The organism is Neorhizobium sp. P12A (genome assembly GCF_008365395.1).
Lineage (GTDB): Bacteria > Pseudomonadota > Alphaproteobacteria > Rhizobiales > Rhizobiaceae > Rhizobium.
In genome coordinates this window covers 377,486-389,211 of sequence record NZ_QOVX01000005.1, presented here as the reverse complement: position 1 = coordinate 389,211, position 11,726 = coordinate 377,486, and the positions used below count along the sequence as shown (strand labels likewise).

8 protein-coding genes and 1 pseudogene are annotated in these 11,726 nt (G+C 60.8%); 4 read left to right on the top strand and 5 right to left on the bottom strand.

Annotated elements, in window-relative coordinates:
• Positions 1 to 118: 118 nt before the first annotated feature.
• The 3 genes and pseudogenes from DTW90_RS18060 to DTW90_RS18050 form a co-directional block, all read left to right on the top strand.
• Positions 119 to 739: pseudogene (locus tag DTW90_RS18060) on the top strand (ATP-binding cassette domain-containing protein); the annotation flags it as partial.
• Positions 720 to 1,436: an ABC transporter ATP-binding protein gene (locus DTW90_RS18055; protein ID WP_149339894.1), complete on the top strand. Its 717-nt coding sequence runs from the start codon at positions 720 to 722 to the stop codon at positions 1,434 to 1,436. The pseudogene DTW90_RS18060 and the gene DTW90_RS18055, both read left to right, overlap by 20 nt.
• 169 nt (positions 1,437 to 1,605) lie before the next feature.
• The gene (locus DTW90_RS18050) at positions 1,606 to 2,853 is read left to right on the top strand and encodes an MFS transporter (RefSeq protein ID WP_149339892.1); all 1,248 of its coding nucleotides are present in this window, start codon (positions 1,606 to 1,608) and stop codon (positions 2,851 to 2,853) included.
• 66 nt (positions 2,854 to 2,919) lie between these two features.
• Here the strand turns inward: DTW90_RS18050 and DTW90_RS18045 are convergent, their stop codons facing one another.
• From DTW90_RS18045 to DTW90_RS18025, 5 genes are all read right to left on the bottom strand, one after another.
• The gene (locus tag DTW90_RS18045) at positions 2,920 to 4,023 is read right to left on the bottom strand and encodes an ABC transporter ATP-binding protein (protein WP_149339891.1); all 1,104 of its coding nucleotides are present in this window, start codon (positions 4,021 to 4,023) and stop codon (positions 2,920 to 2,922) included.
• 120 nt (positions 4,024 to 4,143) lie between these two features.
• Entirely contained in the window at positions 4,144 to 5,220 is a 1,077-nt protein-coding gene (locus tag DTW90_RS18040) for an extracellular solute-binding protein (RefSeq protein WP_132522685.1), read from the bottom strand.
• 190 nt (positions 5,221 to 5,410) lie between these two features.
• Complete coding sequence (locus DTW90_RS18035; RefSeq protein WP_132522686.1) at positions 5,411 to 7,150, bottom strand: iron ABC transporter permease; 1,740 nt, start codon at positions 7,148 to 7,150, stop codon at positions 5,411 to 5,413.
• Between the two features lie 664 nt (positions 7,151 to 7,814).
• A complete protein-coding gene (locus DTW90_RS18030) occupies positions 7,815 to 9,425 on the bottom strand; it encodes an FAD-dependent monooxygenase (RefSeq protein ID WP_246664967.1) in 1,611 nt (536 codons plus the stop codon).
• A gap of 132 nt (positions 9,426 to 9,557) precedes the next feature.
• The gene (locus DTW90_RS18025) at positions 9,558 to 10,496 is read right to left on the bottom strand and encodes a LysR family transcriptional regulator (protein WP_149339887.1); all 939 of its coding nucleotides are present in this window, start codon (positions 10,494 to 10,496) and stop codon (positions 9,558 to 9,560) included.
• 114 nt (positions 10,497 to 10,610) lie between these two features.
• Here DTW90_RS18025 and DTW90_RS18020 point away from each other — a divergent pair, with 114 nt between their 5' ends.
• Positions 10,611 to 11,630, top strand: a complete 1,020-nt coding sequence (locus tag DTW90_RS18020; protein ID WP_149339885.1) for an amidohydrolase family protein — start codon at positions 10,611 to 10,613, stop codon at positions 11,628 to 11,630.
• The last annotated feature ends 96 nt before the right edge of the window (positions 11,631 to 11,726 follow it).

Genomic DNA, 11,726 nt, shown 5'->3' with positions numbered 1-11,726 from the left:
GAGCAGCAACGCAACGCCCATGGCGCAAAGATCCAATGGATGTTCACAACCGAAAACGCCCGCCAAAAACTCCGCAAAGCTTACCCTGTCAAAGAGTCATAATCTCTGTGGCCTGGTACTAGTGACCGGCAATCTTCGCCCCGACTCTGGTGAGGTGCGCCTCAATGGGGAGACGGTAACGCGCGTCGATGCGATCGGCCGCGTTCGACGCGGGCTCGTCCGCTCTTTCCAGGTCACGCGGCTGTTTCAGGACATGACGCCGGCCGAGCATGTCGGCCTCGCCATCCTGCTGCATTCCGGGCGATCGGGCCGTATGTTCGGCAATTTCCTGGCCATGGGCGACGTCATGGCCGAGGTCGATGGATTGCTCGGCACACTCGGCCTTCGCGAGCTGATGCATCGCAAGGTCGGCGAGATCGCCTATGGCCAGCAAAGGCTGCTCGAGATCGCCGTCGCCATGGCTCTGAAGCCGAAAGTGCTGCTGCTCGACGAACCGGCCGCCGGCGTGCCGCAGAGCGATACGGCGCGCATCGAGCGGGCGCTTGCGGATCTGCCGCCCGATCTCGCCGTGCTGATGATCGAGCATGACATGGATCTCGTCTTCCGCTTCGCAAAGCGCGTCATCGTGCTTGCAGCAGGAGCCATCATCTTTGATGGATCACCATCCGACGTTACGCGCGACCAGCGCGTCCGGGAAGCCTACCTGGGGAGCTACGCCAATGCCGGCCATGCCGCTTGAGGTCGACAATCTCTCGGCCGGCTATGGGCCAACGCGGGTGCTGGAAGGCGTCAGCTTCACTGCGCCGTCGGGCGCGCGGCTCGCCGTGCTCGGACGCAACGGCATGGGCAAGACGACCCTGCTTGCGACGCTCGCCGGTCAGACGCGGCGCTATGGCGGATCGATCCGTCTCGGGGGGACCGACGTCACCGCCTTTGCGAGCGCAAAACGCGCCCATGGCGGGCTCGGCTACGTCCCGCAAAACAGGGCGATCTTTCCGACGCTGACAGTGGAGGAAAATCTCTTCGTCGGCCTGAAGGGGAGACCGAAAAGCGCGATTACGGAAGCTTACGAGATGTTTCCGCGGCTGCGCGAGCGGCGCAAAAACCTCGGGACCCAGCTCTCCGGCGGAGAGCAGCAGATGCTCTCGACGGCGCGAACCATTCTCGGACGGCCGAACGTGCTGCTGCTCGACGAACCCCTGGAAGGGCTGGCACCCGTCATCTGCGAGGAGTTGATGGCCGCCTTCGTGGAACTCGCGAAAAGTGGCGACATGACGATCCTGCTCGTCGAGCAACGGATCCAGAGCGCGTTGGATTTCGCCGATCAGGTGATCATCCTCGAACGTGGGCTGCTGGCCTGGAGCGGGACACCGCAAGCACTTTCGGCGGATCGCGATGCAGTCGAACGATTGCTGGGCGTTGGCGGGTTGGAATAGCGGCGCGGGCGGCTTCGAAGCGCCCATCGGGCAGATACAAGGAGTACTTCGCGCAACACGGAAAGTTGATTGGCGGGGAAACCCAATTTCTGGACATCAGGCGCCCCCGAGGCTTAGGTCGGGGTAGTCAACTTCGATATCTACAAATTTCCCAACAATAGAATTTCAGATGACCGAGAGTTATTCAGGCGCCTCCAGCGATTCAGCGACCATGCGTTCGCCGGAGCTCGAGCCGAAAGCCACATCTAAAAACGCGATCTACTCCACATACCTGCCAGCCTTTGTCTTGGCGCTTGGTACGGGGATCGCCGTTCCGGCTATCCCCACTCTGGCGAAATCATTCGGTGTCGAATTCGGCGCGGCAAGTGGCATCATAACAGCATTTCTTCTCGGCAACCTCGTCGGAACCCTCCCCTGCGGCTGGCTCATCGACCACTTCGGCCGGCGGCCGATCATGATCGCTGGTCCCTTGCTGACAGCGCTCATGGCCTTTCTTTGTGCCTTTGCGTTCTCATTCCAGGAGCTTTTGCTCCTGCGCTTCCTGGACGGCTTTGCAGCACAGATGTGGCTGATGGGCCGGCTGGCTGCGATTTCGCAAGGTTCGGCTCCCCGTGAACGCGGCAAGCATGTCAGCTGGATGTTCGGCATGAACAATACAGGCGCGCTTGCCGGCCCCATCATGGGGGGCATGATAACGAGCATTTGGGGCGCGCGGTCACCCTTCATTGTTTTCGGTGCCCTTGCGCTCGTCTCACTTCTTCCTACCCTATTTTTCCCTGATGCCGGGGGACGCAAAACGATTTCGAAGCCTTCAGGGAAAAGTGCTGCGACCGGCATTTCGTGGAAAGAGATTATTCTTCCCCGCCTGCCCTACTTTGGCGTCGCATTGTTCGCTGGCCTGACCAGGGGACCTATTTTTGCCGATCTCCTGCATCTATATGCAGCCTTCGCCTACCATCTGGGTCCGCAACAGATCGGTTATTTGGCGACCGGAGCGGCCTTGCTGGCATGGCCGATCGGCTTCCTCGCCGGGTGGATGATGGATCGTTACGGCCGTCTGCGGACGATGATTCCCGGTTTCGGAGGGGTTGCACTTTCCATGGCTGCACTCGGCGTATCCACCTGGATGGGGCTGGGGCTGGATTGGTATATCGTCCTGTTTTTTATCGCTGTTATTCTGCAGGCGCTAACGGGAGGTTCAATCCAGACCGTCGGCGCCGATGTCGCGCCCCCGGAAGCGAGGGGACGATTTCTTGGGGTATGGCGCTTTGTCGGCCAAGGCGGCGCGACACTCAGCCCGATGCTTTTCGTAACGTTGGCACGGTTGGACTACGGGGCGTCCTTCCTGTTCATATCGATATGCGCGGTGGCCGTGGTCGGCCTGCTTATTAAGTACGTTCCCGAGACACGCGAATAGAAGCGGGTTACGAGTTTCGCGCGACCCCGCTCCTTCCTGCCTTTCCGTGATACCCCGGAAAGCACCTCAGTTGCGGACGAGCGTGCAATGTTCCGGCTGGATGTCGACGTAGATCTTCTCGCCGATCGGCGTGCGGAGCGAGGGATGAGCACGCGAGAGAAGCTTGGTACCCCCGAGATCGATCTGGAAGTCAACAAATTCGCCGAGGAACAGCTTGCTGTCGACGCTGCCTTGCAACAGATGACCGGTGGCGTCGCGCTCCACATGCTCCAGCAGGCGCACGTTTTCCGGGCGGATGGAAAGGCTGATCTTGTCGCCCGCTTTCAGAGCATCATTATTCAGGACACGGAGCGTGCCGACCTGGCTGTCGACCACCCAAGCGTCGCTCTCAGAGTCGCGTCCCCGCACGGTGGCGTCTACAAAATTGGTCGTGCCGACAAAATCGGCCGCGAAGTGCGACGCCGGCTTCTCGTAGATCTCACGCGGCGTGCCGAGCTGGACGATCCGACCGCTGCTCATGAGAGCGATCTGATGAGACAGAGCCAACGCTTCCTGCTGATCGTGCGTCACATAGATCGTCGTGAGGCTGAGTTCCCGCTGCAGCCGCTTGAGCTCGAAGCGCATCTTGTCGCGCAACTTGGCATCGAGGTTGGAAAGCGGTTCGTCGAGCAGCAGCAATCGCGGCTCCATGATCAGCGCGCGTGCGAGAGCAAGACGCTGTTGCTGGCCGCCGGAGAGCTTTGTCGCCTCTCGGCCTGAAAAATTTTCGAGCGCGACGACCGACAGGACGCGACCCACCTTCTCGTCGATCTCCAGCTTGCTGAAGCGCTTTCGCCCGACGCGCAGCGGAAAAGCGGCGTTCTCGAAGACGCTCATATGCGGCCAGATGGCATAGCTCTGGAATACCATTCCGAAGTTGCGCTTGTTGGGCGTCACGAAAACCTTGCGACTGGAAGAATAGACGATCGAATTGCCGACCGCGATCGTACCGCCGACCGGTCGTTCCAAACCGGCAATGGATCGCAGGGTGGTTGTCTTGCCGCAACCGCTCGGGCCGAGCAACGTGAAGAGCTTGCCTTCGGGAATTTCGAAGGCAACGTCCTGGGCGGCCTTGACGACGTTTCCGTTCTTGTCGGGATATTCGGTGCAGAGTTCTCTGACGGAAAGCATGGCGATTTCTTCTCCTGGCGGATCGTGTGCCGGTGGATCGGAACCGGCACACCCGAAAGTGTGGATCATCAATGGTCTTGCGGCCGGAAGGCGATGCTCCTCCCCTTCCGGCCCGCTGCATTATTTCTGCTGCTGGAGGACGATCTTCTCGAAGAGGTCCTGCCACTTCTTGCCTTCGTCGAGAACGACCTTGGAATCGATGACGTCGAGGCTAACGCCCTTCGGCAGCGGGAACAGAGTAAGGTTGGTTGCCGTGAAGCCCCGCTTGACGAGGATCGCCTGCGCATCGGTCATTTCGAATTCCTGGAGGAGCAGCGCGGCGTTCGGGTGCGTCGCATGGGCGGAGACGCCGATGCCGTTGACGCGCGAAGGGATCGGCGAGATGCCGAACCAGTCGACGGGCGCTCCATCCGCCTTCAACTGCTGCGCCTTATATTCGTAGACCGTCATCGAGAGCGGCACTTCGCCGGAAGCGACCAGATTGGTCAGCAGCGTATGGCCGGAACGCACGGAGAGGCCGTTCGTGCTGACGAGCTTGCGGAAGAAATCAAGGCCTTCCTGTTCCGAGGGGAAGCGCTTTACGATTGCAGCCATCCAGTCGTAATCCTCGGCCTCGACGCCGAGCTTGCCCTTCCATTGCGGATCGAGGAAATCCGTCCACGTCTTGGGAACGGAAGAGGCGTCCACGAGATTGGTGTTGTAGGCCGAGGTCATGACGTTGAGGCGCGTGCCCACCCAGTTATTGTGATCCTGGACCGCCTGCGGCATCAGCTGCTTGAACGTGGGGCTGGATACCGGCTGCAGCATCTGTTCGCGTGTCAGTGCTTCCAATCCGGGACCGTCGGTTTCGTAGACGTCGGCGGTGTAGCGACCGGCCTTGGTTTCGGTCACGCCGCGGGTCAGCAGGTCTTCCGAGCTTCCGCGCCAGACGTCGACCTTGATGCCATACTTCTTGGTGAAGGCGTCGGTAATCGCATTGATGTCGTCCACGGGCGTCGATGTGTAGATCGTCAGCGTCCCCTCTTGCTTGGCGCCGGCAATCAGCTTCTCCATCCGGTCCGCGCCATCATATTTGGCAAGATCGGCTATGGTGGATTGGGCGAAAGCCGGGGCTGCCGCAGCCAGCGAAACAAGCGCTGCAGCTGCGAGGCGGAGCGTGTAGCGGGTGGAACGCCTGTCGGTCCGGGTAGAATGCATGGTCATGTCCTCCTTTTGTTGTGTAGTCACCAGATGCGGGCTTTCTGCCGCATCGCCTCTCTCTGCTCGCCACTTTGCCGGCGGCGAGCTCCTCCTGATTGGGCGGCATGCGTATGCGAGGTCGGCCTGTTCCTTGCCAGCCGTCGTCCCGGTCGCCGCCGGGACGACGGCTGATGGGGCTTTGCGCAGATCAGCGTTCGCTGACCCCGAAACGGCGGCCGACGAGCTGGGCGATCATGACGATGACGAAGAGCGCGGCGATCAGCATGACGCCGAATGCCGAAAGCTCGACATACTGGCCGTTCTGCCAGAGCTCCCAGATGACGATCGACACGACTTCCGAGCCGGAGCTGTAAAGAAGCACCGAGCTTGACAGTTCGCGTACGGAGACGACGACCACGTAGATCCAGCCGGCAAGCAAGCCGGGCTTCAGCAACGGCAAAAGGATGCGCCAGAAGGTCGTGAGCCAGCCCGCTCCGCTCATCGCTGCCGACTCCTCGAGTTCGCGGTGGATCTGCAGCATCGACGTCATGTTGTAACGCATGCCGTAGGGCATGAAGCGCGTGACGTAGGCGATCAGCATGATCCACAGCGTCCCGTAGATCCCGATGTCGAGATAGAGGTAGCAGATCATCACCGACAGACCGAGGACGAGGCCGGGGAAGACCATCGGCAGCGAGGTGAGATTGTCGAGCAGCCAACGTCCTGGAAGCTTCGTCCTGACGACGATCCAACAGATGATCGAGGTCATCAGCATGACGATGAAGGCGGATCCCAGCGAGAGGAGCAGGCTATTGAAGACCGCGCGATCGACCGTCGGGTAGTTGATCATCTTGATATAGGCGGCGAAGGAGACGTTCTTCAGTGCCGCCCAGCTGGGCACGCTGTAATATTTCTGCAGCGACGACCACAGCAATACGAGGAAGGGCAACACCACGACCAGGAGCATATAGAAGACGAGCACGCAGCCAGCGGGAACCCGCCACGCGCCGAGATCCATCGGGCGCGGCCGAAAACCCTTGCCCGTAACGGTGGAGTAGCGACTGCCCCGGGCGCTCAGGCGGGATTGGAAGTAGATGCCGATAGAGGCGATGGCGAGAAGCGTAATCGCGTAAGCGGAAGCCAGCCCGACATTGCTCGGATATTCGTGGATCGCCTTGTAGATCGACGAGGTGAAGACCTGGATGCCAACGGGAAGTCCGAGCAGCGCCGGCGCCTCGAAGGACTCGAGCGACCGCACGAAAAGGATCAGGAAGGAGCCGAGAACCGCCGGCCAGGCCAGCCTGAAGGTGATGCGCATCGCGATCTGGCGAATGGAGGCGCCGCTCATCATTGCGGATTCCTCAAGCGACGGGTCCATGGCACGAAACGCCGCCGACATCAGCAGGAAGGCGATCGGCGAATAATGCAGCCCGTCCACCCAGATCATCCCGCTCATCGAATAGATGTTGAGGATCGGCTCCTTGATGCCGAACATGCTGCGGGCGAGCAGGTTGAAAATGCCGATCTTCGGGCTTGCCAGCATGATCCAGGCAACGGTGAAGAGGATGCTCGGGATGACCAGCGGCACGATCGAGGCGGCGTAGAACAGCATCTTGAACGGCGTATTCGTCCGCTCGTTCAGCCAGGCGAAGAAGCCGCCGACAACCAGCGACAGCGTGGCCGTGCCCGAGGCGAAGATCAACGAATTGACGAAGAGGCGGAACGTCTCAGGATTGGAATAGGCCTCCACATAATTGCCAAAAGTGGCAACGGCAGGCGAGGTCGCGGTGCCCGGCGTGAAAAAGCTCTGCCAGATGAGAAAGACGAGCGGCACAAGCGCGAGCCACGCGATAACAGCGACGACAATACCGATGACGATCCATTTAGCGTCGAAGCGTGGACCGTTCAGCGGAACCGTCTCCTCTGCATATTCCTGTTGCACCGTCATTCACTTCCTCCTGGTACATGTCTTTTGGCCGGCTCCTCCAAGGCGACGGCTATCGATGCCTGTCGCCGAGTGCCGGATTGCCGTGTGGCCTGCGCGCCGTTCGCATGCGCATAGTCGTACGAACGGTCGCGGCCACGATCGCGACAACGGCCATCATGGCCGTGGCGACGTTGATGGTTGTGCGGATGATCAAAAGGCAGGACGCGAGGTTTCCATTCCCGATAAAGCCGGTGGTACGGCCACTTCGGCCCAGCCAACCACTTCCCGACTTGCGAAGAAGGCAGCGGCTGTACTGACGATGTGGGTATGGCGGGCGCGGCTGCTGGTGCAGCCACCAATGGGTTCCTCACAAGTCTCCTCCTCCTGAGACGAATTCCGCTCGCGCCTCACACCGCAAGCGGAATATGGCTGCTGTCCGATGTCGAGCATCGGGCTGCGAGTTGAGGAAACCTATGGCTACGCGGATTGCCTGTCCAAGATAATAGGATTTAGCAAGCCCTAAGTTTTTCGCGGTATCAGCTCCAGCAGCTGCGGCTACGGGCATGGCGAATTATCCGGCGATCAGATGCGCATTCCACCGATCACCTGTGATCCGCGCATCCGTTTGACGATTCCGACGACCGCAACGCCCGGAGGCCCCGTCGTGGACCAACCTGGCGCAGGCTCAGTGGCCCGTAGCGACCGCGGCAATTGCGGCGGCATCTTCCGGTGCCTGGTTACCGCGCCAGACGACATGCATGTCGGGCCGCAGAAGCAGAAGGTCATGGCTGTAGACCTGGCGGGCCTGTTCGGAGACAATATCGAGGACATCAAACGGTGCGCCAATCGAACGGAAGGCCTTCTCGATGCCTGATGTATCGGCCTGTGTATTGCCGAGCCGCAGCAGCATATAGCCGGATTTGATCCTGTCCTGGACCGGCTCGCCGGGAGCAAGCCACACATGCGGCAGGCGCGCGCCGGGCCATGTGGTCGGCACATAGTCGCGGAAGAGATGCTCCGGTCCGCCCGGCTCCTCCCAGATGACGGGTGAACCCACGTAGCGATAGCCGAGTTCGGCGCCGATCATCTCGTTGGTCTTGCGTTGCTCGATATCGGCAATGCGGGCAAGATTGTCGCGTGTCGCCTGGCCTTCGGGCGTATCCTCGGTGATATCGGGCCGATATTGCGAGCGCCACTTGCGCCGGCCGAGCGAGGCATAGCGCGAAGCGCCGACATTGCGATCGCCGATCTGTCGGCGCTCGATCTCGTACGAGCGCAACAGGTTCGGCCCGCCCCAGCCCTGTAGGGTGGCCGCCAGTTTCCAGCCGAGATCGACCGCGTCGCCGACGCCCGTATTCATGCCGAGACCACCCGTCGGTATGACGAGATGGGCGGAATCGCCCGCGAGAAACACGCGGCCGGTGCCATAGCTGTCGGCAAGCAGCAGGTTCTGCTTCCATTGGCCGACATAGAGCATCTCGTAATCGACAGGCACGCCGACGGCCTTTTCGAACTGGGCCGCCATGTCCTCGTCCTTTTCCACGACGGCATGCAGCGTCCAGTGCTTTGTCGAATCCTGCATGATGAGGAACGTCGCCTGCCCATCGGCGACGTGATAGTGTCGCCCCCTGCCCGCGCCGGGACCGATCGGGATCTTGTCGTAGAGATCGGGGCTGTAATAGAGGGCCTGGCGCAATTGCAGCAGATTGCCCTCCCCGCGAAGCTTGATGCCGAGCTGCTTGCGCACCGGGCTTGCGCCGCCGTCGCAGCCGACAAGATATTTCGCGCGAATTTCCTGTAACTGTCCGTCGGCATCGACGATCTTGGCGGTCACCCCGTTTCCGTCCTGCGCCAGCGACAGGAATTCGCAGCCGTAGCGGACGGTGACGCTCGGCAATTCCTCCGCCACCGACTTAAGAAGCGGTTCCAACGTATATTGCGAAATCAGTTGATAAGGTTCCAACGGTTGGGTTCCGTCGTTGACCCTGTCGATCTCAGCAAGCGCCTCGTTGACCGAAGGATAGGGCAAATGCAGGAGCGGGGGCTCGTTCATCGAAAGCACGACGTAGACATCCATCGGCACATCGGCATCCAGCCCGGCAGCACGGATTTTCCTCGACAAGCCCATGCGACGGAAGATCTCCATCGTGCGCGCGTTACAGCGCTCCATCTTGGGAAGGAACTGCGGTCCGGGCTTTTGCTCGATCAGCATGCAGTTCACGCCACGCTGGCCGAGATCTATTGCCAGCGTAAGTCCGACGGGGCCTGCGCCCACGATAAGCACATCTGGATTCATCATTATCCCCATACTCAGCTATCCGCAAAACCGCCCCGCACGGCTGCACTCGCCGAACCGCAGCTTCGATGAGCCTTTGTACAGTCGCCGAGATTTTCGCGTCAATAATGAATCTTATATTGTGGGATAAATTTAAGAATGCTCCTTGTCTGTCGCGCCGTCGAGGGCGGACCACCGCAATGCGCCGCCGTCCAGAATCCGCGCAACAATCGGCTGCATCAGCGCCTGCAGCATCGACGCTGCCTTGGCCGCGATATCCTGGCGGACACCGAGAATGACAACGCGCTCCAGCGCCGGCTCCACGATTCGTCGCGCAGCCACCCGCCCCTCTCTAATTTCATCGAGAAAAAGCCCGTAGGGAACGATGGTACAGCGCCCATGATGCATGATGATCTCGCGCTTGACGTTGGCCGGCTCGACCTCGATCAGGTCCAGGCGCGTCTTGCGCGTCGCCGCAACCTCGTCGATCAGGCGCCGTATGGACCGCACTTTCCCATCCAGGACGAGCGGCAGTGTCGCCAATCTGTCGAAGGGCACCGGTTCCTCCGCGCCATCGAAGACGGAAGGCTCGCCCACCAGATAAAGGTCTTCCTTGTAGAGTGGCTTGATATCGACTTGCGCAAGGCCGGGCACGTTGTAACAGAGCACCGCGTCGAGATCCCCCTGCAGGAGCCCCTGGCTCAATTCATCGCTCATGCCCTGCCGTGCGACGATCTGCAGGCCGGCCCCGGCGGCAAGCGGCAACAGATCGGGCAGCAATGCCCGCCCGGGCGTCGGCGCCACGCCGAGCAACAGTCGGCGACCCGCCGACCGGCCGAAAGGCGCCAGCGAACGCTCTGCCTCCGAGAAGGCCTCCAGCGCCTTCATTCCGCTCTCGAATAACACCCGGCCGGCATCCGTCATCCGCACGCCCCTAGAATGGCGGTGGAGGAGCACCACCTCCATCTCCCCCTCCAAAGCCTTGAGTTGATAGCCAAGTGCCGGCTGTGAAACGTTGAGAATACGGGCAGCGGCACTCAGGCTGCCCAGGCGGGCGACGGTGATGAAATAGCGAAGTTGGCGAAGGTTCATGGCATACCGCGTGATTTTCGATATAAGCTAGGCTTATAGCTCAGCTAAGTAAACCGTATTGGCCCACCAGCTCGCCGCCTCCTAGTCTGCCCCGGAACTTCAGGAGGAATTGCCATGCAATATATCGACGCATTCAATCACTTTTTCCCGAAAGCGCTTTGGGAGCGCATCCAGCGGCTGGACGGCGCCGGCAAGGATATCGGCAAGCGTATGCAGGGCATTCCCTGCATTTTCGACCTCGAGACACGCTTCCGTGTCATGGACGAATTTGCCAATTACCGCCAGATTCTCTCGCTGGGCATGCCGCCGCTTGAGGCCATGGGCACAGGCGAAGTGTCCACCGAGCTTGCCCGCCTCGGCAATGACGGCCTTGCCGAGCTCGTGCGCGACCATCCGGATCGCTTCGCGGGTTTCGTCGCAGCCTTGCCGATGAATGCACCGGAGGCAGCCGCACGCGAGGCCGAGCGCGCCTTTACCGAGCTGGGCGCCAACGGGCTGCAAATCCATAGCAACATCAACGGCGCGCCGCTCGACGAGGAACGCTTCTTCCAGATATTCGAAGTCGCCGCCAAGCATCGCAAGCCTATGTTGCTGCACCCGTCGCGCGGCGCCAACATGCCCGACTATTTGACAGAGACCAAATCCAAGTACGAGATCTGGTGGACCTTCGGCTGGCCATACGAGACGAGCGCCGCGATGGCCCGCCTCGTCTTTTCCGGCTTCATGGACCGACTGCCCGACCTCAAGATCGTCGCCCACCACATGGGCGCCATGGTTCCGTTCTTCGAGGGACGCGTCGGGCCCGGATGGGATCAGCTCGGCAAGCGCACCTCCGACGAGGATCTGACACTGGTGCTGAAGAGCCTCAAGAAGCGCCCGCTCGACTATTTCAAGGATTTTTACGCCGATACAGCCGTCTTCGGTTCTCGCGCCGCCACGCTTTGCGGACTTGAATTCTACGGCGCCGATCGCGTGCTCTTTGCCTCGGATTCGCCGTTCGATCCGGAAAAAGGCCCCGGCTATATCCGCGATACGCTGAAGATCCTCAATGGCCTCGACCTGTCGCAAGGCGATATGGAAAAAATCTGCTTCCGCAACGCCGCAACGCTGTTCGGTCTTGGCGATCTTCACTGACTGGCCGCAAACGAACCGAGGAAGAGCCGGCATTGATCCACGATGCCGGCTCTTGCACCGCCAGCCGTGCAGCGCGGTCGGCGGCATGCCAACGCA

Bases quoted from the DNA above. Each gene is read 5' to 3' on its own strand.
- DTW90_RS18055 (WP_149339894.1), top strand. From the start codon at position 720: ATGCCGGCCATGCCGCTTGAGGTCGACAATCTCTCGGCCGGCTATGGG.
- DTW90_RS18050 (WP_149339892.1), top strand. From the start codon at position 1,606: ATGACCGAGAGTTATTCAGGCGCCTCCAGCGATTCAGCGACCATGCGT.
- DTW90_RS18045 (WP_149339891.1), bottom strand. From the start codon at position 4,023: ATGCTTTCCGTCAGAGAACTCTGCACCGAATATCCCGACAAGAACGGA.
- DTW90_RS18040 (WP_132522685.1), bottom strand. From the start codon at position 5,220: ATGCATTCTACCCGGACCGACAGGCGTTCCACCCGCTACACGCTCCGC.
- DTW90_RS18035 (WP_132522686.1), bottom strand. From the start codon at position 7,150: ATGACGGTGCAACAGGAATATGCAGAGGAGACGGTTCCGCTGAACGGT.
- DTW90_RS18030 (WP_246664967.1), bottom strand. From the start codon at position 9,425: ATGAATCCAGATGTGCTTATCGTGGGCGCAGGCCCCGTCGGACTTACG.
- DTW90_RS18025 (WP_149339887.1), bottom strand. From the start codon at position 10,496: ATGAACCTTCGCCAACTTCGCTATTTCATCACCGTCGCCCGCCTGGGC.
- DTW90_RS18020 (WP_149339885.1), top strand. From the start codon at position 10,611: ATGCAATATATCGACGCATTCAATCACTTTTTCCCGAAAGCGCTTTGG.